This is a genomic window from Paenibacillus sp. NPDC056722 (genome assembly GCF_042790635.1).
In the GTDB taxonomy this organism is placed as follows: domain Bacteria; phylum Bacillota; class Bacilli; order Paenibacillales; family Paenibacillaceae; genus Paenibacillus_AQ; species Paenibacillus_AQ agri.
Map to the genome: position 1 here is coordinate 258,268 of NZ_JBHTYV010000007.1, position 25,669 is coordinate 283,936.

General features: G+C 47.5%; 14 protein-coding genes, 1 tRNA gene and 1 riboswitch. Of the genes, 6 read left to right on the forward strand and 9 right to left on the reverse strand.

Annotated elements, in window-relative coordinates; all coding sequences use genetic code 11:
* Positions 1–100: 100 nt before the first annotated feature.
* Positions 101–9,688 (reverse strand): 5'-nucleotidase C-terminal domain-containing protein, encoded by a 9,588-nt coding sequence (locus ACFRAM_RS18835; protein ID WP_379467157.1) that lies wholly within the window; start codon positions 9,686–9,688, stop codon positions 101–103.
* A 426-nt stretch (positions 9,689–10,114) separates the two neighbouring features.
* Positions 10,115–11,392 carry a serine--tRNA ligase gene (gene serS, locus ACFRAM_RS18840; RefSeq protein WP_379467158.1) on the reverse strand — a complete coding sequence of 426 codons (1,278 nt, stop codon included), beginning with the start codon at positions 11,390–11,392 and terminating at the stop codon, positions 10,115–10,117.
* A gap of 405 nt (positions 11,393–11,797) precedes the next feature.
* Here serS and ssuE point away from each other — a divergent pair, with 405 nt between their 5' ends.
* Complete coding sequence (ssuE, locus tag ACFRAM_RS18845; protein ID WP_066374736.1) at positions 11,798–12,352, forward strand: NADPH-dependent FMN reductase; 555 nt, start codon at positions 11,798–11,800, stop codon at positions 12,350–12,352.
* 276 nt (positions 12,353–12,628) lie between these two features.
* Here the strand turns inward: ssuE and ACFRAM_RS18850 are convergent, their stop codons facing one another.
* The 4 genes from ACFRAM_RS18850 to ACFRAM_RS18865 all read right to left on the reverse strand — a co-directional run bounded on the left by ACFRAM_RS18850 (position 12,629) and on the right by ACFRAM_RS18865 (position 19,006).
* Positions 12,629–13,660: a ribonucleotide-diphosphate reductase subunit beta gene (locus ACFRAM_RS18850; RefSeq protein WP_175370827.1), complete on the reverse strand. Its 1,032-nt coding sequence runs from the start codon at positions 13,658–13,660 to the stop codon at positions 12,629–12,631.
* Positions 13,661–14,086: 426 nt separating this feature from the next.
* Positions 14,087–16,420 carry a ribonucleoside-diphosphate reductase subunit alpha gene (locus ACFRAM_RS18855; protein ID WP_066374731.1) on the reverse strand — a complete coding sequence of 778 codons (2,334 nt, stop codon included), beginning with the start codon at positions 16,418–16,420 and terminating at the stop codon, positions 14,087–14,089.
* Between the two features lie 82 nt (positions 16,421–16,502).
* Entirely contained in the window at positions 16,503–17,018 is a 516-nt protein-coding gene (nrdG, locus tag ACFRAM_RS18860; protein WP_379467159.1) for an anaerobic ribonucleoside-triphosphate reductase activating protein, read from the reverse strand.
* On the reverse strand, positions 17,015–19,006 hold the full coding sequence (locus tag ACFRAM_RS18865; protein ID WP_379467160.1) for an anaerobic ribonucleoside triphosphate reductase: 1,992 nt from the start codon (positions 19,004–19,006) through the stop codon (positions 17,015–17,017). The genes nrdG and ACFRAM_RS18865 overlap by 4 nt, the downstream gene beginning before the upstream one ends.
* Positions 19,007–19,578: 572 nt before the next feature.
* On the opposite strand from ACFRAM_RS18865, the gene ACFRAM_RS18870 reads away from it, so the two are divergent.
* The gene (locus ACFRAM_RS18870; protein WP_379467161.1) at positions 19,579–19,896 is read left to right on the forward strand and encodes an MTH1187 family thiamine-binding protein; all 318 of its coding nucleotides are present in this window, start codon (positions 19,579–19,581) and stop codon (positions 19,894–19,896) included.
* Between the two features lie 85 nt (positions 19,897–19,981).
* Positions 19,982–20,053 (forward strand) — tRNA-Thr (locus tag ACFRAM_RS18875).
* Between the two features lie 84 nt (positions 20,054–20,137).
* On the opposite strand, the gene ACFRAM_RS18880 is transcribed toward ACFRAM_RS18875, so the two are convergent.
* Together ACFRAM_RS18880 and ACFRAM_RS18885 are read right to left on the reverse strand one after the other, a co-directional pair.
* A complete protein-coding gene (locus tag ACFRAM_RS18880) occupies positions 20,138–20,713 on the reverse strand; it encodes a DUF1572 family protein (RefSeq protein WP_379467162.1) in 576 nt (191 codons plus the stop codon).
* A gap of 236 nt (positions 20,714–20,949) precedes the next feature.
* On the reverse strand, positions 20,950–21,591 hold the full coding sequence (locus ACFRAM_RS18885) for an FMN-dependent NADH-azoreductase (protein WP_379467163.1): 642 nt from the start codon (positions 21,589–21,591) through the stop codon (positions 20,950–20,952).
* Positions 21,592–22,340: 749 nt separating this feature from the next.
* Here ACFRAM_RS18885 and ACFRAM_RS18890 point away from each other — a divergent pair.
* Positions 22,341–22,505: a hypothetical protein gene (locus ACFRAM_RS18890; protein ID WP_175370822.1), complete on the forward strand. Its 165-nt coding sequence runs from the start codon at positions 22,341–22,343 to the stop codon at positions 22,503–22,505.
* A gap of 66 nt (positions 22,506–22,571) precedes the next feature.
* Entirely contained in the window at positions 22,572–23,000 is a 429-nt protein-coding gene (locus tag ACFRAM_RS18895) for an ASCH domain-containing protein (RefSeq protein ID WP_379467164.1), read from the forward strand.
* Positions 23,001–23,187: 187 nt separating this feature from the next.
* On the opposite strand, the gene ACFRAM_RS18900 is transcribed toward ACFRAM_RS18895, so the two are convergent.
* Complete coding sequence (locus ACFRAM_RS18900) at positions 23,188–23,595, reverse strand: YhjD family protein (RefSeq protein WP_175370820.1); 408 nt, start codon at positions 23,593–23,595, stop codon at positions 23,188–23,190.
* Positions 23,596–24,067: 472 nt separating this feature from the next.
* A riboswitch (cyclic di-GMP riboswitch) is annotated at positions 24,068–24,157 on the forward strand.
* Positions 24,158–24,246: 89 nt separating this feature from the next.
* Here ACFRAM_RS18900 and ACFRAM_RS18905 point away from each other — a divergent pair.
* The coding region (locus ACFRAM_RS18905) for a choice-of-anchor A family protein (RefSeq protein WP_379467165.1) at positions 24,247–25,669 on the forward strand (1,423 nt) is incomplete at its 3' end.

Below are 25,669 nucleotides of genomic sequence, written 5' to 3' on the forward strand. Positions count from 1 at the left end.
CTATGCAAAATAATAAGAGGGACCCGGACGAAAATTTCGCCCAGGTCCCTCTTTATTGATGCTTTACGATCTGTGGTTTAATGATGGATCGACTTGAAGTCTAGTTGATGAAGTGAAGTGACTTCAGAGTCTTCTCCAGCATAGTTACGGCTTCCGCACGGGTTGCCGCTTTTTGTGGAGCGAAAGCTCCGTCAGGTGTTCCCTGGATGATGCCAGCGGCCGCAATTTCTGCTACGGCTTCGCGGGACCAGGCCGGAATACCGGCTGCATCGCTGAACTTAGCCAGTACAGCAGGGTCCGCATTCAGAGTAGCGCCTGTATACTTGATGGCTTTAGCCAATACAGTTGCCATTTCCTGACGGGAAATCTGACTGTCCGGACGGAAAGTACCATCTGTATAACCAGAGATCAGGCCAGCTGCAGAAGCTGTCTGGATAGCGCCCGCATACCACTTGGACGAGCTGACATCGCTGAACGTTGTTCCGCCGCTAACAGTTTCCAGGCCCAGTGCCCGTGTGATCAATGCTGCGAATTCAGCACGGCTGACCGATTGTGAAGGGGAGAAGGTAGTGTTGCTTGTTCCGCTCACAATCTGTTTGGAAGCCAGCAGATCAATAGATGACTTCGCCCAGTGTCCGGCAGTATCTCCGAACGACTTGCTGGATTGGATCACAGTATAAATGCTGTTGCTGTTGCGTGTAATGGTTACTTCTGTTGTTCCGTCTGCTTTGGCTGTAAAGACGGATGGCACGAAGATCAACTGTCCGCTAGCTTGGTCGAAGACCACTGCTGTAGCGTTCTGTGCATTCAAAGCGCCTGGAACTGTGATTGTCCGCTTAACGTAGGTGCTGCCAAAGCTGTTTACTGGAACATTCTTCGTTCCTGCTTGGGCTGTGACGCTGAATTCAATCACAGGTCCGGCAAGGGTAATGGAGCCTTGTTGTGCCGCAGCACTGTTAACACTGCTCAGCGTAACAGAGTCAGCTGGTGTCATAGAGACAGTAACTGTAAAGTCACTTGTACCCAATTGATTAGCAAGTGCAGCTCCTTTGATGATGCTTACAGGCATGGAATAGGAAGTGCTGCCTGCAGTAAAGGTCAGAATAGTATTCGGTTGAGCAGCTGCCTGAGCAACAATAACGCTGCCTGGAAGCACGATTTGTGCGCCACCTGCAGAAGCAGTGACCGGGATGACCAGTTCATTGCTGCCAGCTGGCAATTTAGCCAATTGTGCAGTCAGCTCAGATGGTGTAATGGTCGTCACCTGTTGCGTTGCCGCTGGAGATGGCGCTGCTGTAGGTGAAGTTGTTGCACTTGGTGTTGCTGTTGGTGCTGGAGTGGATCCCGATCCTCCAGATGGACTCGTTGGCACCGGCGTTGGTGACGGTGTTGGTGAAGTCTCAGGTGTAGGTACAGCACCTTTCAGGTCTTTAATCCGTCCCTCAAGAGCGATGTTCACATCACCAATTTGTTTCAGATAATCTGTGAATACTTCATAGTCTGGCAGATATAGCTCATAATAGCGTCCGTCTGCCTTAGCTTTCGCCAGGGAGCGATAGAAGTCACCGCCGCCTGCCATGAAGGAATTCGTGGACAGGATATAGTAACCTTTTGGATCAATAGCAACGTAGCTTCCATCTGCTTGTTTGATCTCTACAGATACCATCCGTTCCCCTTTTTGCTCCAGAACATTGGTGGTTGGGTTAATGATTTCCGGTTTCTTGGATGAATCATAGGTGTACTTCATACCGGATACTTGTGCAAAACGTCCTTGGTCACTTTCCAGTCCGCTCACACCGTTTTCCAGGGATTCAATAATTTCTTGTCCCGTTACTTTCAGGGCTACCAGACTGTTGGAGAATGGCATTACTGTCAGTACATCGCCGAGAGAAATATTACCTTTGTTGATACCAGCGCGGATACCGCCGCCATTTTGAATTGAGACAAAACCTTTGATAGTAGCCAGATCATCAGAAGACAACAGCTTGGTAACCAATTCCTTGGACTTGCTGTTCACGCCGTCTGCGATCAGATTCCCGATAGCTGTCTCTTCCTTACGTACGACACGAGTCGATTTGCCATCGATTTCGCGGTTCACACTCAGCTCTACATTCGTTTTGCCCACCTGGGTGCCACGAATTTCTGTCAGCTCTTTATCATATTTCTCAAGCATAGACTTAGCTGTCGCATCGTCAGCAAATTTGTTGACATCCAGCAGCTTGCCTTTGTAGGAAGTGATAACACCCTTGTCGTTGAAATTAACATCCAACTCACCAAGGTTTTGTCCATACTCGCCGGTTTGAAGAATCAGGGTCGGTTCGCCATCCTTGTTCTTGATGACAGGTGCATCCAGCTTCGTATGCGAGTGGCCGCCGACGATTACGTCGATGCCTGGTACTTGTACAGCCAGTTGCTCATCCACAGTGTAGCCCAGGTGGGAGAGAGCAATGATTTTGTTAATGCCTTGATCTTGCAGCATCTTCACAGTGTTAGCTGCGCTGGTTTTGTAGTCCAGGAAGGCGATGTTGTCACCTGGCGAAGCCAGTCCAACGGTGTCTTCAGTAGTAAGACCAAAGATTCCGACTTTCTGTCCGTTAACTTCTTTAATAATGGCAGGGTAGATGTGGCCATTTTGAACGGAAGTGTTCAGTCCGCCGATCTCATTCTTGAAGTTGCCCTTCAGCTCATTGTCTTTAGTTGTAAAGTCAATGTTGGAGCTGACAATTGGGAAGTTCGCCTTATCTACAAAGGTCTTCAGTGTTGGTAAGCCTTTGTCGAACTCGTGGTTCCCGAAGGTCATGGCATCGTAACCGATGTAGTTCATGAACTCCAGGTCAGCAAGCCCTTCGAACTTCGTAAAGTACAAAGTACCGGAGAATACATCACCTGCATCTAGCAGGATAGAGTTGTCGGTACGTTCTTGCTTGATCGCGGTCATCCGTTTCACAACAGTCTCAAGGTGACTGTGGGTGTCGTTCGTGTGCAGGATGCGCAGCGGGAATTCTTTGCCTGGTGCTTGTGAGCCTTTCAGATCGGTAATCCGGCCCTCAAGCTCCATATTCACCTCGCCAATCTTTCCTAAATATTCCGTGAATACTTCAAAGTCTGGCAGATAGAGTTCATAGTAACGTCCATCGGCCTTAGCTTTCGCCAGGGAGCGATAGAAGTCACCGCCGCCCGCCATGAAGGAGTTCGTGGACAGGATATAGTAGCCTTTAGGATCAATAGCAACGTAGCTTCCGTCTGCTTGCTTGATCTCTACGGATACCATCCGTTCCCCTTTTTGCTCCAGGACGTTGGTGGTTGGGTTGATGATCTCCGGTTTCTTCTTGGAGTCATAGGTATATTTCATACCAGATACTTGTGCAAAACGTCCTTGGTCACTTTCCAGTCCGCTTACACCGTTCTCCAAGGATTCAATAATCTCTTGACCTGTTACTTTAAGCGCTACGAGACTGTTGGAGAATGGCATTACGGAAAGTACATCCCCAAGGAAGATGTCGCCTTTCTTAATCGGTACGCGAATGCCGCCACCGTTTTGAATCGAGACGAAACCTTTGATCGTGGCTTGCTCTTCTGGAGATAATAGCTTGGAGACCAATTCCTTGGACTTGCTATTCACACCATCTGCGATCAGGTTTCCGATTACTGTTTCTTCTTGGCGTACAACACGTACGGATTTACCATCGATGATGCGGTTGGTGTCCAGTTCCACGTTCGTTTTACCAACCTTGGTTTTGCGTACTTCTTCTAATTTGGCGTCGTAATCCTTAAGCATTTCCTTGGCTTTCGCATCATCAGCAAATTTGCTAACATCCAGCAGCTTGCCTTTGTAGGAAGTAATAACACCCTTGTCGTTGAAATTAACATCCAACTCACCAAGGTTTTGACCATACTCTCCGGTCTGTACGATCAGTGTTGGCTCGCTATCCTTGTTCGTGATGACAGGTGCATCCAGCTTCGTATGCGAGTGACCGCCGACGATTACGTCGATGCCTGGTACTTGTACAGCCAGTTGCTCATCCACAGTGTAGCCCAGGTGGGAGAGAGCGATGATTTTGTTAATACCTTGATCTTGCAGCATTTTTACAGTATTAGCTGCGCTGGTTTTGTAGTCCAGGAAGGCGATGTTGTCGCCTGGCGAAGCCAGTCCGACGGTGTCTTCAGTAGTGAGACCGAAAATACCGACTTTCTGTCCGTTAACTTCTTTAATAATAGCAGGGTAGATGTGGCCATTTTGAACGGAAGCGTTCAATCCGCCGATCTCATTCTTAAAGTTGCCCTTTAGTTCATTGTTCTTCGTTGTAAAGTCGATGTTGGAGCTGACAAATGGGAATTTCGCTTCATCGATGAAATTCTTCAGTGTCGGCAAGCCTTTGTCGAACTCGTGGTTTCCGAAGGTCATGGCGTCGTAACCGATGTAGTTCATGAACTCCAGATCGGCAAGTCCTTCGAACTTCGTAAAGTACAAAGTACCGGAGAATACATCACCTGCATCCAGCAAGATAGAGTTGTCGGTACGTTCTTGCTTGATCGCTGTCATCCGCTTCACCACTGTCTCAAGGTGACTGTGCGTATCGTTCGTGTGCAGGATGCGCAGCGGGAAATCTTTCTCTGGTGCCGGTGTAGGTGTTGGTGCTGGTGTTTCTGTTGGTATTTCTGTTGGCTTAGGTGATGGCACAGCACCTTTTTGATCCGTAATGCGTCCTTCCAGACCCATGTTCACATCACCATGTTGTTTCAGGTAATCTGTGAACACTTCATAGTCCGGCAGATACAGCTCATAGTAACGTCCGTCTGCCTTGGCTTTCGCCAGGGAGCGATAGAAGTCACCGCCGCCCGCCATGAAGGAGTTCGTGGACAGGATATAGTAGCCTTTAGGGTCAATAGCAGCGTAGCTTCCGTCTGCTTGCTTGATCTCTACGGATACCATCCGCTCCCCTTTTTGCTCCAGGACATTGGTGGTTGGGTTGATGATCTCCGGTTTCTTCTTGGAGTCATAGGTATACTTCATGCCGGATACTTGTGCGAAACGTCCTTGGTCACTCTCCAGTCCGCTTACACCGTTCTCCAGCGATTCAATAATTTCTTGTCCTGTTACTTTCAGGGCTACCAGACTGTTGGAGAATGGCATTACTGTCAGCACATCTCCTAGAGTGATGGTGCCTTTGTTGATTCCTGCGCGGATACCGCCGCCGTTTTGGATCGAGACGAAACCTTTGATAGTGCTCAGTTCAGTAGGAGAGAGCAGCTTGGAGACCAATTCCTTGGATTTGCTGTTCACGCCGTCTGCAATCAGGTTACCAATAGCCGTTTCTTCCTGGCGTACAACACGTACGGATTTACCGTCGATAACGCGATTGACGCTCAGTTCCACATTGGTATTGCCGACCTTGGTGTTACGGATCTCTGTCAGTTCAGCGTCGTACTTGGCAAGCATAGTCTTAGCTGTTGCATCATCAGCAAATTTGCTAACATCCAGCAGCTTGCCTTGGTATGAAGTGATAACACCCTTGTCGTTGAATTTAACATCCAATTCGCCAAGGTTTTGTCCATACTCGCCGGTTTGCAGAATCAGGGTTGGCTCGGTGTCCTTGTTCTTGATGACAGGTGCATCCAGCTTCGTATGCGAGTGGCCGCCGACGATTACGTCGATGCCTGGTACTTGTACAGCCAGTTTCTCATCCACAGTGTAGCCCAGGTGGGAGAGAGCAATGATTTTGTTAATGCCTTGATCTTGCAGCATCTTCACAGTGTTAGCTGCGCTGGTCTTGTAGTCCAGGAAGGCGATGTTGTCGCCTGGCGAAGCCAGTCCAACGGTGTCTTCAGTAGTGAGACCGAAGATGCCGACTTTCTGTCCGTTAACTTCTTTAATGATGGCAGGATAGATGTGACTATTTTCAATAGAAGAGTTCAGTCCGCCAATTTCATTCTTGAAATTGCCCTTCAGTTCATTGTCTTTGGTTGTAAAGTCAATGTTGGAGCTGACAAATGGGAAGTTCGCCTTATCTATGAATTTCTTCAGTGTAGGCAAGCCATTGTCGAATTCATGATTACCGAAGGTCATGGCATCGTAACCGATGTAGTTCATGAACTCCAGATCGGCAAGTCCTTCGAACTTCGTATAGTACAGGGTACCGGAGAATACATCACCAGCATCAAGCAAGAGGGTGTTTGGAGTCCGTTCTTGTTTGATGGCAGTCATGCGTTTCACAACTGTCTCAAGGTGACTGTGCGTATCGTTGGTGTGCAGGATGCGCAGCGGGAAATCTCCTGTAGCTTTTACATCAATCTGAGCCATTACAGCATCATGATCGGATACACGTCCTCTGGAGGATGGGAAATCAGCGTTCAGGTGAATAACATCCACATCAGCAGAAGCCGTCAGTTTTTTGCTGACCAGAATATGGTCAAGGACTTGAGAGTTACCGTCATAAGTATACGTATACTGCTCATTCAAAGGCAGTTTGTCGATCAGATTATCCAGTTCGTCGCCTTTCAGAATCGCCGCAGTCGGCGTGAATTGGAAATCGTTTAGGTCGCCAAGTGCTACGATGTTGGCATCAGGATTGGCTGTCAGTACTTGCTTGACGAAGCCATTCACAACAGCCGCGATCTTGTGGCGTTGAGTTTCACTGGACAATACCGGAGGTTGAGTGCTGCCGAAAGGAGCAGTGTCTCCACCTTTGGAGTTGAAGTGGTTGGCAATAACAATGACTTTCTCACCGCGGAAGATAAATTGTGCTGCGAGCGGTTTACGCGAGCTTGTAAATGCTTCGTTGGTTGGATCGATCCGGCCAGGGTTGTAGGTCAGCTTATCGGCTGCTTTATCGTAACCTACCGATTGTGTAGAGGTACCCTTTTGACCATTAACACTGTCTGCCAGCTCTACGCGTTCCGGGTTGTACAAGAAGCCTACGCGGATGTTACCGCCTGGAGCTCCTCCGTCTTTCTTATCCTGTGGAGCAATATCAATGTACTTGTATACTGGACCGCCTGCAGCCTGAATGGCTTGAATAAGCGGAGTGGCGTTGGCTTCAACCGTTCCATTGTCGGTTTCGCCATTGCTGTCTTGCATTTCAACAACGCCGATAATATCCGGCTTTTTCATGTTGGCTGTGATGGATTCAGCGAGCTTTTTGGTCTTGGCTTCGCCTACACCCGGGTAATAGTTCTCGATATTGTAGGATGCGATCAAGAGCTTGTCCGTATTAACCTCAATCGTCGACGTCTCTTGCTTGAACGGGCTTGTGGTGATGGAAGGCAGCATGCCATACTCCGGAATCACTTTAAAGTTGCCGTTGTTGTAGCCGATTACGCCGGTAATGTCACCGTTGAAAGTGTCTCCAGTACCGACTTCTTGACCGGGATTACCATAAGCGATCAGGAGGCGCTGCGGGTTGTAATTCTTGTATTCTTTCAGCGCAAGGCCGCCTGCTGGCGTAATAGCATCTTCAGTTCCGTTATCAATTCTTGTTGCGATGTTGTACACCTGGGAAGTGCCGTTACCACTTGTCCAATAAGGACTGAGGATGGTTGGTGAAGGAAGCTTCACCAGCATGCCTTCCAGGGATTCATAAAAATCGATGGCATCCTTATCGGATTGGAACTCAGTTCTGTTGTCGAGCACGGATGTAGGAATGACACGTCCACCCTTGCCGAGCACGACTGGTTCAGGGAAAGATACACCTGTTTTAGGCAGTTGTTTGAAGTCTGTCAGAGTAATTTGTGTAGAAGTCAGGTTTGTGCTGCTTCCTTCATTATATTCGGATACTACACCTGTTACGGCTACAAAGTCTCCAACAGCAGGCTTCTTGCTTGCGTTTGTGCTATAAACAAAAATCCCTTCGGAAGTATTCGGATTGTTGTCTGGCTTCGGATCTTGGATAAAGAATCCTTTGTATGAGCCGTTCGCAAAAGTATATCCATATTGGGTAACAATACCTTCTATATCCGTGACGGTCTGTCCGTCAAATTCGGACTTGTGGGTCTCGCCCTGAATATCATGGATACGCGGAGCTTCAGAAGGTGTGTAAGCAAAAGTGTAAACCTTGCTTGTCTGACCTCCAGCCACGGCAATGGCTTTAATAGTAACGTTTTGGTTGACCACAATCGGGGCTGTATACTTGGTACTTGCCGCTGTTGGGTCTGTTCCGTTGGTTGTGTAGAAAATCTCTGCGCCAGCCGCTGGACTGGAGAGAGTTACCTTACTGCCAGTAATGATGCGGCCTGCGCCTGGGCTGGCCATAACGGAAAGAGTTTCTTCAACCAGTGCGTTCTCATTCAGCGGAATGAACTGGTAGGTCGTATTAAATTGCTTAATTACACCTGTAATGCGTTCAAAAGTTTTCCCGCTAGTTCCAGGATCAAGCTTGGACAACGGAGAATAAATTGTGAATTCTTGATCGCCTTGTTTTGCGGTTACTGTGCTTCCGGCTTTTTTAACGATAGTGACATTTTCCATCGTTACAAGTTGAGCTTCAAGTTTCTCGCCGTTAGCTGTGCTCAAATCAGCTGCAGTTATCAATTTTGGAGCAGGTACGCCTACATTTGGCGTAATGACTTTCTGAGACAAGCCAGCTTGCGGCTTGATTTCTTGCAGACCGTTATAAATTTCCATCACACCGGAGGCTTCAACTTCATCTCCAATGTTAGCAAATGCCGGGAAACCATAGAGAACGATCCCTGCATCTCCATCCTGTATGTACATTTCAGCGCCGTCGATATGCGTCACGATGCCTTTTGTCCACACATTTTGCCCTTTTTCCATAACTCTTGTAGCAGGAATGGTACTTTGGTAGAGCACCGAGTAAACAAAATTAGCGACAGGACTGTCAGCCAAACCAGGGGCCGAAGCAAAAGCGTTAATTCCTGTATCAGCAATTAATTGAATCGGCTGATCGAAGAGCTGATAGTCTCTTGTACCGCCATTGCCATACACGGCAGCATAGACAGACGCTCCTACAGTAGGAGAGCTAAGGGAGATTGAAGTCCCTACAGGCCATGCATTCGGAGCCGGTGAGGCCACGACAGGAGCTGCCGCAGTTGGCGCTTCCGGCGCTTGTCCGTAGCTGCTGTTGCGCGGGCTTGGTGACTCCACTGTGAAGTCGTTGAGGTTATTGTCAGTATCCAGTCCGCGGTTATCAACAGGGCCTAAGGTATGCGCCTTGCGGATCGCGGATGTGGAATTGGTTAGAGCTGGGGCAGGTTTGCCCTCGAAATCACTGGCTGTTGGGCCATAACTTATCAGGTCCAGTCTTTCGCCGGAGCCGTTAACGAGGTCAACTTTTCCGCCTGTTCCACTCATTGCTATTTCGCCAATGATATCTGGTATAGGTAGACTTGCAGCGTTGTTGGTGCCTGCAGCTTCCTGAATAAGATAATATCCGTTCGCAGGAATGGTTCCTTTTAACTCAGTAGTATTTGAAAAAGCACCCGTTAGGCTGGCATAGCGAACTTTCCAACCACTCAAATCTACTGAGGAATTCGTAGGATTGTATAATTCAATGAAGTCATTTTTATACGGTGCTCCACCGTTTCCTCCGCCGCCATAAACCTGCGATATGACCACCGCATTATTATCCGGCGCTGCTTGGGCGGTATGGACAGCAGGGAATACATTGCCGACCGTAATCAGCATCGCTAGCCCTGCTGCGAGCCATTTCCTTACCCTTTTAGAGATAACCATTTGTTTAAATCTACCCCTCTCAAGAACTAAATTTGACAACCTATACAATCCTACCATTTGATTGTTAAATGAAAGGTTGCCTCACATCAATATATATTAATTTAATGTTAATTTGAACGGATTTATAATAAATTTATAGTTAATAAACTTAAAATAAAGAGAAAGTACCATGAAAATTATAATACATTGGTTAATTATATGTATTATGCACTATTGATTTCATCTTTTTCTTGATTTGTGTAAAATGCATGTTAAATATACTTGTATCTTCATGTTAGATATATCTTTAGGACTAGATGTTCCTATTAATATGCCCACAGGTAAGCAGACAGCACTAAAAGGCAGCGGGAATCCGCTGCCTTTAGGAGTGACTCTATCTATTTTTTTCAAAAGGTGACTCTTCGAAATTACTAGCCTTCTTTGGCGTTAGAGATTGAGTTTGGTTTGCCCATCCATATATTTGCGCAAGGCCTGGGGAATATAGATGCTGCCATCCTCTTGTTGATGGTTCTCCAGGAGTGGAATCAGAATCCGCGGCGTAGCCACGGCAGTGTTGTTCAAAGTATGGCAATACTGTAGTCGTCCATCGTAATCCCGATAGCGAATGCCCGACCGCCGAGCCTGGAAATCCAGCAGATTGGAGGCCGAATGGGTCTCTCCGTATGCGCCTCTGCTAGGCATCCAGGTCTCGATATCGTACTGCTTATGCGTCTTTAGGGCCATATCCCCAGTACAGACGGCAACTACTCTGTAAGGCAGTTCCAGCAGCTCAAGAATATATTCGGCATTGGCCGTAATTTCCTGAAGAAGGCTCTCCGATACGCCCTCATCTTTCCGGCAAAGAATAACCTGCTCAATCTTCGAGAACTGATGCACCCGGTACAGTCCGCGTACATCCCGTCCCGCTGAGCCGACCTCGCGCCGGAAGCAGGCCGACATGCCGGCTAGGCGAAGGGGGTTATCCAATTCTACAATCTCGTCGCTGTATAGCGAGACGAGCGAGACCTCCGAGGTTCCGGCGAGCCAGCGATTTTCCCCGTTCAGCTCATAGGTCTGGTCCATACCGCCAGGGAAAAAGCCGGTGCGCTGTAGTGTCTCCGGACGAACTATCACTGGCACATCCATAACGGTGAAGCCGCGCTCGGTCAATACATCCAGCGCGAGCCGCTGTACTGCAAGGTGCAGGTAGAGTCCGGCTCCCTTAAGCACATAGCTGCGCGGTCCACCGGCCTTGACACCTCGCGGGATATCCAGAATATCATGCATTTCACCGAGTTCTACATGATCACGCGGCGTGAAATCGAATTCCGGCGGTGTCCCGACTCGGCGCAGCTCGACATTATCGCTATCATCACGTCCTACGGGCGTATCCAGCGATACAGGGTTCGGGGCGAGCAGCATCAGCTCGCTACAGCGCTGCTCAGCTTCGGCCAGACTGGCCTCCAGCCCCGTTAGCGCGCTATTGATCTCGCGCACACGTTCCTTAGCGGCCTCTCCGGCAGGGCGGTCGCCCTCTCGTAGCCGTTGCTCCACCTCTTTGGTCAGCACATTGCGCTTCGCCCGCAGCTGTTCCGTCTCCTGAAGCAGGCTGCGCCGCTTATCCTCCCATTCCAGCAATTCATCCAGTGGAAATACCACATTCTTCTGCGTTGCCGTGTTTCTGAGAGTCTCCGTGTTGTCCTTGATCCAATTCATATCCAGCATACCGTTTCGCTCCTTTTGTCTTATAAAAACACAAAAAACGCCCTCATCCATGGGACGAGGAGCGTCAGCTCGCGGTGCCACCCAGGTTGACCGAATCACCCTATAGCATGATGAATTCGATCCTCTTTGGTCTTCGCGGTAACGGGCGAAACCCGGTAAACTTAGGGAACACATAGAATTGCTCCGGTCGCAGACGCCTCACGGTTGGATGCCGGTCATTGGCCTGATCTCAATTTAATATTGTTGCTTAGTATAACGTAAGAAAGAAATCAACGCAAGGGGGAGCGACTTCACGTTTATGTTTGACAAAAATCCGCTCCCTTTGTTACGATTAGATTTAATTTAAAGTATTTTAGTCGGAATAAACAGCGCAAGCTGATAAACAGAACAGAAGAGGTGGAGAAGTTGGCTAAAATTGTTGTCATTAACGGAACGCCATCCCTGGTATCACGCATCAATGCAGTCATCGAATATGCTGAGGCGGATCTGGTCCGTCGCGGTTTTGAGGTTGACCGTATTAATGTAGCGGAGCTGCCAGCGGAGGATTTGATTCATACCAAGTTTGAGAGCGAAGCCATCGTTAAAGCGAATGGCCTGGTCGCGGAAGCGGATGCCGTAATCGTAGTCAGCCCGGTATACAAAGCCTCTTACACAGGCGTGCTGAAGACTTTCCTGGATCTGGTTCCACAAAAAGGGCTAGCCGGCAAAGTCGTGCTTCCGCTCTTTATGGGCGGCAGTCTGGCGCATTTATTGTCTATTGACTACGCGCTGAAGCCTGTGCTATCCGTACTGGGTGCACGTTACATCCTGGGCGGCGTATACGCTGTGGACTCCCAGGTCGTTCGTAACGATCAGGGCCAAGTGAACGTCGCCGAGGAATTGCAGCTGCGTCTGAATGCTGCTCTGGAAGAGCTTGCTGAGGAAACCGAGCATCGTGTTGCCCGGGGAGTTAAAGCCTAAGAGGGTAGCAATTATTCCGCTATCATAATATGAATGAAAGAAGCGTCTCTTCCGCACCGTTAGGGTGGGAGAGACGCTTTTTATGTAATGGCATCAGAAATAATCAATATAATGCAGCCCATTTGTGATTAAAGGGTATTACCTCAACCGTTCTCATCGTCAACCTCCTTGATACACTCATTTATTCCTAAATAAACAAGCACAAGAGCGGCTTCATTTTAACAGATCTATAAAAGAAAAAGCAGAACCGCACTAGACGGTCTGCTTATTTTTATCTTACAAATCATCAAATCCGTTATCGTCGCCTACCTTGCCGTAGTTGCGGGACTTGGCTTCGAAGAAGTCGGTTTTGGTCGCGTTCAGTGCGTCATCAGAGAAAGGCTTGATCCAAGGCATGCAGTTCACATCTACACCTTCATAAGCTTTTTCCATACCCATCAGGGTTAGGCGCTTGTTCGCAATGTACTTGATGTAGTCGCCGAGTTCGTTCAGGTCAATGCCTTCTACATTCGAGAGGGTGTAATGAGCCCAGTTGGTCTCCAGTTCCACCGCACGGTCAAAAGTACGATAAACATAATCCATATTTTCCTTGGTGTTCAGCTCCGGGAAATCGGCCAGCAACTGCTTGAATACTTCAGCGAAGAAGTAGCAGTGCTGATTCTCGTCACGTTGGATATAAGAGATCATCTGGCTGGTCGCCATCATCTTCTGGTCACGGGCCAGATTATAGAAGAAGGCAAAGGTGCTGTAGAAGAAGACCCCTTCGAGAATGAGATCGGCTACGAGCGCACGGAAGAAAGTGTCCTTGGACGGCTCATCGCGGAATGCTTGATAGATTTCGGAGATGAACTGATTGCGTTCCAATAGCACAGGATCTTTTTTCCAATATTCGAAAATTTCCTTCTGCTCGCCCTCCGACACGATGGAAGAAAGGACGTAGGAATAGGACTGGTTGTGTACAACCTCCTGCTGTCCAATAATGGCGGAGATTGCCTCCAGCGAGGAATCGGTTAAATACCGCTTCACATCACCTACATACATCGTTTGCATGGAATCCAGCACGGCCAGCAGGGCGATGTTGATTTTGAATACACGCTGCTCCTCAGGGTCCAGGTTCGGGAATTGTTGAGCATCCTTGGACATTGGAATTTCATCGGCGATCCAGTGGTTCAGCAGCAGCACCTTGTACAGTTTGTACATGTGGGGCATGCGGATATCGTTCCAGTTCAGAATCCCGGAGCATTCACCTTCGATGATGCGTGTGGATTGGTTGGGTGCTTCGGTGTTGAATATTTTTTGCAATTGCATTTATTTTTCCCTCCATTTTTTGCGCGTTTAAACTAAGCAGATCGTTTTAAAATCCGAAGCCTTAAAAGTCACTTCGAGCAATGTTTGAATTTCCAGTCACTGTAGACAGCCTACGTTGCGAGCTTTCCTACGGAAAGCTTTCAGGCGAACGCTATGCTCCTACAGTTCCAAACGTTCCTCTCCGTGACTACGGCTGTGTAATTAACGGCATTTTTGTACCTTAAAATCACTGTACTAACGGGGTTAGTGGTAGTTAAGGGCAATTTTGTACCTTAAATCTGCTATAAGACCTCTTTTTAGAGCATTTTTTCTAAAATAAGGTACAATAATGCGCTTATTTCCCTTATTCACCTTCATTTAATAAATATAAGGTACAAAAATGCTCTTAGTTGGGGAGGTACCCCCTTCACTTCTTCCCGCCCTTTATTAGCTCGCGCAAGATTCGCACTCTTCAATCGTTAATGCACGGCTGCGCACATAATAAGTGGATTTCAGGCCGCCCTTCCAGGCGTTCAGGTGCAGTTCCAGGAACTCTGTTGCTTTGATGTCAGGGCGCACATACAGGTTGAAGCTTTGCGCTTGATCGACATGGCGCTGACGGGCCGAAGCCATGCGGATCGACCAGTTTTGGTCAATCATGAAAGCTGTTTTATAGTACCAGATTGTCTTCTCGGACAGATCTGGGGCAGGGTTAGCAATCTTGTATGTTGTTTTCTCCTCGTAGGAGAGCAGTTCGTACAATGGGTCAATACTGGCTGTAGAGCCGGCGATGATCGAAGTGGAGCCGTTCGGCGCAATCGCGAACATCCAGGCGTTACGAACGCCATCCTTGGCAACTTCTTCTTGCAGTTCACGCCATTGCTCAGTGGTCACATACTTGCCTTCTTGCTCGCCGCTGGTGTAGCCGCGTGAAGTAAAGTATGCGCCAGATTCCCAATCGGAACCTGCGAATTTCGGATAACGTCCTTTTTCGCGGGCAAGCTCCATGCTGGAACGTACCAGTAGATAGTTAATATGCTCGTACAGATGGTTGTTGTATTCTACGGCCTCTTCGGATTCCCAACGGATGCCTTTCAGGGCCAGCAAGTGATGCAGACCGAAAGTTCCGAGGCCGACGGCACGGTATTGGCTGTTTGTATATTGAGCTTGCAATACTTCAATGTTGTTGATGTCGATAACGTTATCCAGCATACGAACCTGGATCGGTACCAGACGCTCCAGCACACCTGCAGGAACTGCACGGGCCAAGTGGATGGAGTTCAGGTTGCAGACTACGAAATCGCCAGGGATTTTGGAAATAACAATTCGAGTCTGGCCGTCTTTGGTCACCAGTTCTTCCTGTTCAATAACCGTAGCGGATTGGTTCTGCATGATCTCGGTGCACAGGTTGGAGGAGAAGACCATACCTGCATGTCTGTTCGGGTTAGCACGGTTAACGGTGTCACGGTAGAACATGTATGGTGTGCCTGTCTCAAGCTGAGACTTCATAATCCGTTTCATAATGTCGATGGCAGGAACTGTGATCCGGGACAACTCCAGGTTGGCCGTAGCTTCTGCATATTTCTCACGGAAGGTGCCTTGTCCAAGCTCTTCGTCGTAGAAATCTTCAAGACCGAGCGGGCGGCCATTCTCGTCCTTCCAGCCCATCACTTTTTTGATTTCATGCGGACAGAACAGGTTCCAGTGGCTGCGTGCTTCTACAGCTTCCATGAACAAGTCTGGCAGGCAGACACCGTGGAAAACGTCATGCGCGCGCATCCGCTCGTCGCCGTTGTTCAGCTTAAGATCCAGGAAGGCCAGAATGTCCTTGTGGAAGACGTCAAGATATACAGCCACGGCGCCTTTGCGCGTACCAAGCTGGTCTACGCTGACAGCGGTATTGTTCAGCTGGCGAATCCACGGGATAACGCCGGAGCTGGTGTTCTTGTGACCACGGATATCGGAACCGCGGGCCCGGACTTTACCAAGGTAGACACCGATACCGCCGCCCATTTTACTGAGTCTGGCCACGTCTGTATTGGAATCGAAGATCCCTTCGAGAGAGTCGTCTACAGTGTCGATGAAGCAGCTGGAGAGCTGACCGGCTACTTTTTTACCTGCATTGGACATAGTTGGAGTAGCAGCAGTCATATAGATGTTGCTCATCGCCCAGTAGGCTTCTTTTACAAGCTCCATACGTTTCTCTTCCGGCTCGGTGTGCATCAGGTACATCGCAATGATCATGTAACGCTCTTGCGGCAATTCCATGACACGGCCGTCAAAATCATGCGCCAAATAGCGGTCAGACAGGGTCAGTAGGCCAATATAGTCAAACAGCAGATCGCGGGTATAGTCAATTGTAGCGCCAAGCTCGTTAATTTGTGCCTTCGTATAGTGGGAGAGCAGTTCTTCGCGGTAGATCCCTTTTTTCACCAGATCAGCAATCAGGGGATATAGCTCACCGTAGGGCTCTTCCGGATAGGCTTTATAACGGCGGTTTACAGCAGCTTTCTTATATAATGAAGTTAAAAGCGAACGTGCAGCAGCAAATTTCCATTCCGGCTCTTCTTTGCTTACCAGTTCCAGGGCGCTCATCGTGAATGCGCTGCTGATTTCTTCTCCGCTCACTTCGTCACGGCGTAGCTTAGATTGTACTCCACGCAGGAGGGACTCCTTGCTAAGTTGTTCAAGTCCGTTCAGAATGCGGTCAGCGTATACGGAAAGGCGGATTTCATCAAAAGCCAATTGGCGATTATCGGGTTTTACTACGAGTTGCGGCATAATTGTACATCCCTTCATATTTTGAATTTAATTATGATTATTAAAAATTGATCTATTAGACCGTAAAAGGCGCCAAAAACGGCTAAAGCGTCGTTGGCTGCCAAAGTACGATGTCAGGGCCGGCAAGGCTGGCCTCAATATCAATAATGCGTTGATTGGAGCTCCCGCGGTAGGGGAGAGTGGTATCCTTTAATGCTTCTTCAAAACGTCCGTCAATCAGCACCTGACACTGGCTGAGCAGACGCCATTCCGGCGAACCGGAGACCACTGTAATCTCTTCGTACGTGTACCCGCTGTAAATCCAGACGGGGAAGTCTGGGAGCGTGGCACGAAGTTCCTCAATGAACTCTACTACTTCTTCTGCAGAAAAGAAAGGGTCACCGCCTGCCAATGTTAGTCCGTCCAGTAGGGGGTTGGCCGCAATCTCCGCGATTAGCTCGCGTCTGCGCTCCGGGGTAAAGGCTTCCCCGTAATTAAAATTCCACGTCTTCGGATTGAAGCAGCCCGGGCAGCGGTGGCGGCACCCGCTAATGAAGAGGACGGCCCGCAGGCCCTCACCTTCATTGATTGACTCGGGGTAGTAGCCGCAAATATTCATAGATGCTTAACCCGGTCCCTTACTTCCGCCTGCTTGGCCGCATTGAAGCGGGTCTGATAATCTCCGGTCAAATATCCCGTTACCCGGCGTAAACGCCGGATATGAACTTCATTCTCATGGGCGCCGCAGGAAGGGCAGTTCGTGCCGATAACCCCTTCATAGCCGCAGCCCTGGCAGCGGTCTATAGGGTGGTTGATGCTAAAGTAGCTAATCTCCTGCTGGAGAGCGTATCGGATAATTTTTACAAAAGCGGCCGGGTTGCTGCGTGCGTTGCCATCTAATTCGACATACGAGATCGCACCGGCATTGCAGTACTCATGGAAAGGAGCTTCCAGACTGATCTTCTGGGCAGCGCCCAGAGTGTAGTATACAGGAATGTGAAACGAGTTGGTATAATATTCGCGGTCGGTGACACCGGGAATGGATCCCAATACTTTATGATCAACCTTCGTGAACTTGCCGGATAACCCTTCGGCAGGCGTAGCGAATAGGGTGATATTGAGATTATATTCCTCGCTCTTCCGATCGCAATATTCCCGCATGTGGCGGACGATAGCCAGCGCTTTGGCGTGAACCGCCATGTCTTCACCGTGGTGCTTGCCGTACATAGCCTTCATGCATTCGGCAATCCCGATGAAGCCAAGCGACAGGCTGCCATGCTTCAACAGCTCGCCAACGCTATCCTCTGGCGCCAAATGTTCGCCGCCTTCCCAGACCCCTTCACGCATCATGAAATCGGATGCTTTGGCCTTCTGGGAGGCTTGAATGCGGAAGCGGTGAAGCAGACCGTCCAGCGCAACGTCCAGATAATGATCCAGGTCTCTATAGAAACCTTCTTCATCAGCCACCATCCGGCGGCCTGTGACGATGCCATGTGCCAAACCGAGTCGCACCAGATTCAGCGTATTAAAGGAAAGGTTACCTTTACCAGAGCAATGATTGCGGCCAAAACGGTCGCTAAGCACGCGGGTGCGGCAGCCCATGGTGGCGAACTCGGTATCGGGATTAGAAGAATCATAATACTGCATATTGAGCGGTGCGTCCAGGTTGGCGAAGTTCGGATATAGTCTGCGTGCAGAGCACTCAGCCGCCTTGATGAACAGTTCGTAGTTCGGATCACCTGGTTGCTGGTTAACACCTTGCTTACACTTGAAGATTTGAATCGGGAACACTGGCGTCTCGCCACTGCCGAGTCCGTGCATCGTTGCCGTCAGCAAGGAACTGATCACAAGTTGGCCTTCCGGCGAGGTGCAAGTTCCGTAGTTGATGCTGGTGAACGGAATTTGTCCGCCGGACCGGCTCGACATGGTGTTCAGGTTATGTATCATACTCTCGGCGGCCTGGAGTGTTTCACTTTCGGTTTCTTTTATCGCAAAACGGAACGCCTTAGGATACTGCTCTGCCAGATCCGTACGGCTCATATGAATCTCGCCAAGGTCTAGCGGTTCTGTGGTTTGGATCTCTTCAAAATAATCCAGGCCCTTGCGGAACAGCTTGGCAAAGGACTTGGTGACATAAGGAGCCAGATCGTAGTCCAGCTTATTGGCGGATACGCCGCCGTATTGGGCATTTTGCTGGGATTGGAAAATTATCGCTACCAGCGCCATTGCCGTCATAATCGAGTTCGGGGGGCGTACACTGCCATTCCCCGTGTTGAAGCCTTCACGCAGAAGCTTCTCGAACGGGATAAAAATACAATTGGTCGTTCCGATCGCATATTGGTCCAGATCATGCACATAGACGACGTTGTCCTTGATGGCTTGTACCAACTGCGGCGGCATCGTGAAGTTACGGGCATACCATTTGGAATATTCACTGCCGAACTTGCTCATTTTACCGGAGAAACTCTCCCCGTTCAAATTTGCGTTCTCCCTGAGCAAGTCCAAGTCCCGGCTGTCAATAATATCGCGCCCCAAATGAATAACTTCTTCCAATAAAGCCTCCTGTGCCTGTTGACCACTGTTGTACGGCTTCTCCAGCAACGTCATGTACTGATCTCCTCTCCATATAAAAAGACATCATAAAAAGACATCATCTGCTGTGACGGATGCAGAAAATGTCCGTGTGCTTGTCGTAACTATCCTAAACAGGATAATCACCTGATCTTGTGATGTAGGCTTGCATGCGGACACTGTTTCTGCTTCCTGCACACCTCTATTAATCTCCCAATATACGGGAGGGTGAAAACACCGTTTACCACTATATTTTGTCGATAGAGATTACGATACATCAATATATTGTGTTTGTAAAGATTTTTCAGCAAACCCGCGCGGGGGCTGGGATCACCCGTTTTTCTCCACAGATAGTCCACAGACCATCCACAGGTAATCCACAAATCATCCACAAAAAACCCTGAAATGATTCATAATTTATCCGAAAATATGCCACAAACCGTCCATAAATGAGATATGGGTTTTTACTAGATTTTGTGCTACGAGAGCTAGAGTTCTCTAAGGGCAGGAAACAATTATACATCCGGTTTGTAGGAGAGACGGAGAGTGGGTACAATAAGGGAAAGGAGTTTTTTTTCAAAAATGAAAAGACAAGGGAGGGATTTAGCATGCCGATAGCTGAAGTTACGGTCATTCCGATTGGCACGGGCAGTACCAGTCTCAGCGCTTATGTTGCGGATATGCAGCGTGTGCTGGAGACGGTGGAGGGAGTGACGTATGAGCTTACGTCCATGGGCACCATTATTGAAGGCCCGCTACAGCGGATTCTCGCCGCCGTGGAAGCCCTGCATGAGTCTCCTTTTACTAACGGAGCCCAGCGTGTTTCCACTGCCGTCAAGATCGATGACCGCCGCGACAAGCCCTCTAGCAGTAGAAGTAAGCTTGAGTCCGTAGAGCGTAAGCTCCATGCCGATCCGGCGGAATAGGCGCCTTGCAGACTGCTTTAAATGAGGTTGCATTTTCCATGATACGGAGTATAATATTTTTTGTTTGACGAAGGTAAAGCTTCAAGCTGGTGTAGCTCAGGGGTAGAGCAACGCACTCGTAATGCGTAGGCCGGGGGTTCAATTCCCTTCACCAGCATCCTCAATAAGACGATAATGGCGCGGATTCCGAATTTTTTGGAACTGCGCCTTTTCTGTTCTTCTACCAATTTCCTAAACTAATTTAATTAATTCTCTTTAGTTCTTCATCAATAAAGTTTTGTGTAGCTCTTTCTTTAGAAAATTTATCGTTATTATATTCTTTAGATCCATGCTTTGGAACAGATAAACTTTCCCAACTACTCTTCTTTAGAACTTTTGCAGCGTAAATGATTTGCCCAACGTGATATGGGTAATGTGCCAATTGTCTATTGATTGCTTCAATAACGGTGTGCCCTTCGTTCCGTATATAAATAATTTGTGATAATTGATCGGCATGAATTGATTCAATTGCATTGAATAAACATGTCCAGCCTTCGTTCCATTTTATTAAAAGATTCTCTTTAGTCTTAATGTCATTCTCAAACTCCGAATCTCTATCTCTCCATGATTTTTCTCCGTCAGTGCTTAAAAAATCTGTCCATCTTGAAAGCATATTTCCCCATAAGTGTTTTACTATAGTTGCAATGCTATTGGAATCGTCATTAAAAGTTACAAATAATTGTTCGGGATCTACTTGATTAATGGCTGCTTCCCCAAGGGTTTTGTAATAAAGAAATTGTTTTTTGATACTTTCCAAATAGATTTGCTCATTATCCATTTCAAACACCTTGCTTTCGTATATTATTTTTAATGATCTTATTCTATCAGAAGTCCATTATTTCTGTTCGGACACAGGGGCTAATAGAACTCAATAACACATAAATGTGTTGCATTCGTATTGCGTAGGCCGGGAGTTCAATTCCCTTCACCAGCGTCCTCAAAAAGACAACAAAAGCGCGGATTCCGTGGGTTCGGAGCCGCGCCTTTTTTTAATTAAAGGACTCGTTAAATTATTTATTTCTTTGCCAAAGTGACGGCTGCTTCTTCTGCTTCTTTAAATGCTTTCTTTAATATCTCGTCCTTGTCCAGTAGAGCAGTCCCTTGTACTCTAAGGGTTTGGAAGTTCTCGATACCAAAGAAATTAAACATCGACTTCAAATATTTATGTGAGTATTCAACTTCAGTATACCAGTCATCATTGGTATAGATTGAACCACTTGCCTGAATGACTACCGTGCTTCTCCCATCCTTTAAAAGTCCCACTGATCCTGTATCGGTATACTTAAATGTCTCCCTTGCAATCATAATGTTATCGACATAATCCTTAAGCTTTGATGGAACGTTGAAGTTATGCAGCGGGTGAACAATAAGATATTTATTAGCACTTTTGAATTGTTGCAATACTTCATTCATTCGTCCGGTTACTTCTTTTTCTTGACTTGTTAGAGTTTCACCCTTTGCAGACTTGTCCCAAGCACCTAGGACAGTCTTATCAATTAAAGGAACCTCATCTTCATATAGGTTAATTTGTTCGATGATTTCATTATTAGGTTTATGCTCTTCATAAGTCTCCATGAAGTGTTTGAATACATTAAGACTGAATGAAGTAGTTGAATCAACTAAAGGGTGTGCGTTAATGATAAGTAGCTTGCTCATTGGATAGTGCCTCCATAATAGTTTTTTTGTTGTACATTTATGTAGACAAATGAGCAGGGCTATCTGTGACACTAAATCACAAAAAAAGAACTTTTGCTGCATGGTTGTCTTGGTTAATTTTGTCCGGATTTTTCATGGTATATGCAAGTGCGTTCTCGAAGGAGCACGAATCCCAGACACTCGCATTTAGAGTCCAATGGTTATCCTCTTCTTTTACAGACACATCAAAAAGGGATTTTCTATGTGAAATGCAAAAAAAACGCACTCCGATTCTCAGGAGTACGGTTCATATACCATATACGCTGACTTTGCTCGTATGACAAAGTTTCATGCTACTGCTCAGCGTCCCTTTTTAAATACCCTCAATAAAAATAAGACAAGAAAAACAAAAATGAAGACAATACATAGAGCGGTTAAAAGCATAGCTATTCCTATCCAAAAACCATTTTCAAAAATGCGCACAACATGTTTAGGGGAGGTAATGAGATTAATTAACGTTGAAACGATGACGATAATTACTGAGTATAAAAATGATTTTTTTAACATAGTTATGATGCCTTTCAATTTAAGTATAATTTTATTATATTGGAGTTTCTTAAAAAGCGAAATTTTTATTAAAGCCATATGACGTTCATTGTAATCACCCAAAAAGCTATTGTCACAGCCCTTTATTCCAGAATTATTCAGGTATAATCCGGTCGATCTCATGAATTCGGACAAATATTAAATGAGAAATGGAGGAGTACAAGATGGAGAACGGATATTTTGTGGGCTGGGGTACGCTTGCTTTAATTAATGCCGGACTGGCACAGGGCAAAAACAGAAGTGGACTGAATTGGTTCCTAATCTCATTATTGTGTGGACCGCTTGCGACTTTGTTTATTGTGGTGTTGGATAAGAAGTTCGATATCTAGATAAAAGAGCTATAGTAGGGATATACACCTGATAGCTCAGCGAAATAAAGAAGGAGATAACACAACATGCGTTGCTTAACAATACGGCAGCCCTGGGCTACATTGGTCGCGCTTGGTGAGAAAAACTACGAAACCCGTTCATGGCGAACGGCATATCGGGGAGAACTGGCAATCCATGCCGGTCTTAAAATAGACAAGGCAGCATGTAGACGAGAGCCGTTCCAATCAATACTCGCAAAGCACGGCTATAAAGAAGAGAATTTACCCACGGGTGTTATTATTGCTACAGGTAAACTGAAGGAGTGCCATGAAATTACCGGATTGAATAGTGTGGCGAAGTGGATAGGCGAGAACGAACGGGCTTTTGGCGACTATACAGAAGGACGCTTCGCTTGGGAGCTAGAGAATGTTCGTCCGCTGGTTCATCACGTTCCGGCCAAAGGTCGGCTAGGATTCTGGGAGTATCCCCTTTCTGAAGAGGAGGAGCACTTCTGATCCTTGTTTAACAAAAATCGTGATATTTTTTAAGCTAATTTTTATCTTAAGATCAGCTTATTTTCAGGTTCGGGGGTTATTATTGGACTTACCAAACGCCCCCCAGTGTTTAGTGGTATAGATTTGGGTCCTGCCAACTCCCATGGCAGGGCCTATTTTTTTAACCGATCCTTGGCATAGGGTGGATTTAGAGTTGAGGGGCAGGCTTGATTCCATATTGCTCCTGCTCATTTCGGAAAGCTGAAATATCCAGTCCTAGGTATCTGCGCATATGGATTCCTGCTTGGGCGGCAATGAGTTCATTCAGCAGCAGCATCCGTTCGTGATATCCCCGGCAGATGAATTTGGCTTCAAGGCCATGCGGGAGCTTATGTTGTTCATATACTTTGATGCCGCGCATTCTCATCTCCGTGCGGATATCCCTGAGATCTGCAGTAGCTGCACTGGCTGCCGTATCCAGAACTTCAAGATAAGGTGAAGGTGTTCGAAGCTGTGCGGAAATGATGCTGGCATCGCGTTCAAAAGCGGATAGGATCAGCGGGAGAAGCAAATACGATTTTACCAGATGATTGTCTATACTCTCGGCTTTGTGCATGCATATCACCACCTAAAATGAGAACGTATATTCCTATTCTACTCCGGATTTCAAAAAATATTCAATGGTATTTATAAACAAACACACATATGTGATTTAATTCACAATTTATTTGGAGGAATGATATTATATTTAATTTGAAATACTAAAAAGAAGACTAACTAATGTAATATTGAAGGAGAAGTGGGCCATGGAGCATGAAGGGAATATTTGTCGGGGGATGCTGTTCGGACTGTTCCTGAGTATTCCGTTATGGATATCAATTATCGGCTGGATACAGCTGTTCTAAAAAGAGGATAAAATGACGATTTGAAGCGCCTTTTGGCGCTTTTTTTATTTAAAGATTGTACAAAAAGGAATTCGTTGACAATGTGATAACGCCAAGCTAAACTATTGGTAAATTCATAATAAAACCCATTACATGGGCCTATCGTATGCTGTTTTGCGGGTATTTCTAGCAATTTATTATCGTCATGTATAATAGCAAACCGTCTGAAAAGGCGGGACGCAAAGTCCAGGAGTCTAAAGTGCTAATCAGTGCCATGACCGTCCGACTGCCATGAAGAGAGCTTCTCTACTTCTTGGTGGTCTTTTTTTGTTGTCATCGTAGCTGCTACGAGATCATATAGAATTTAATAGGAGGTGTAAGCATTGAGGAAAAAAATGAAGTCGGCAGTGAAATTGTTCCTGGCAGGGCTGCTGACTGTGGGAAGCACGTTTTCCCTGGGCGTCCCTGTGAACGCAACATCGGGCTTGCCGTATACCCCGACGCCAGTCTTGGGGGTTGCCGGGAATTTTAATGCTTTTGTGTTTGGAGATTTCACGCAGTCGAGCGACCAGATTCACGGGCGACTTGCCGCCGCAGGGAATATCAGCCTGAAAAGTTATGGTGTGTCTAAGGATGCTCCGGGCGGCGATGTTCTAATTGCGGGAGGAAACATTAATCTGACTGATGGAACTGTGTATGGCACAGCCGTTTACGGGGGGGCTTTGACCAAGGAAAGGGCTGATATCAAAGAAGGCGAGAGAAAGGCTACTCCAATTGATTTTGATAGAGAAAAGCAATTTCTGATTAATAAATCGGCTGAGCTGGCGTCTCTCCCTGAAGCAGGATCGTTCACTAAAGAGTACGGGAAAATAACGATTAACGCCCCGGGAGCTTTTAATGTAGTGAATTTATCTGCCTCCGATTTGAAGGATGCCAATGGTCTTCAGTTCAACATTTCAAACAATGGCACTGTTATAGTCAATGTTAGCGGAGGCGCAGTCAGCATTCCGAGTTTTCAAATCTGGGGAGGAAGCCCCCGGAAGGTATTATTTAATTTTTATCAAGCAGGCTCAATCAGTATAGCTAATACAACCATAGAAGGTACAATTCTGGCGCCGAAAGCAAGTGTGTTCTACAATTACGCGGAATTGCATGGTACGTTGATAGCCACTTCATTCAACGGTTTTGTGCAAATGCACCATTATCCGTTTGAAGGAACCACCCCGTCAACAACGCCTACGCCTACGCCAAGCCCAAGCCCAAGCCCAAGTCCGACACCAACCGTGACACCAACACCGTCACCAAGTGCAACGCCGAAGCCGACAGCAACACCGACAGCAACGGCCACACCAAGTGCGACGCCAACAGCTACACCGACAGCGACGGTAACACCAAGTGCGACGCCAACGCCAACACCGACGGCAACGCCAAGTGCGACGCCAACCGCTACACCAAGTGCGACGCCAACGGCTACACCGACAGCGACAACTAAACCAAGTCCAACGCCAAAACCAACGTCCACACCAAAGCCAACACCAACACCAACACCGTGCCCAACACCAGCACCAACGCCAACACCGACACCGTGCCCAACGCCAACACCAACACCAAAGCCGACAAAAACACCCAAGCCAACGGTAACGCCGAAGCCGACAGCAACGCCGAAGCCAACGGCTACGCCGACAGCGACGCCGAAGCCGACACCAACACCAACGGCTACGCCGACAGCGACGCCGAAGCCGACACCAACACCAACGGCTACGCCGACAGCGACGCCGAAGCCGACACCAACACCAACGGCTACGC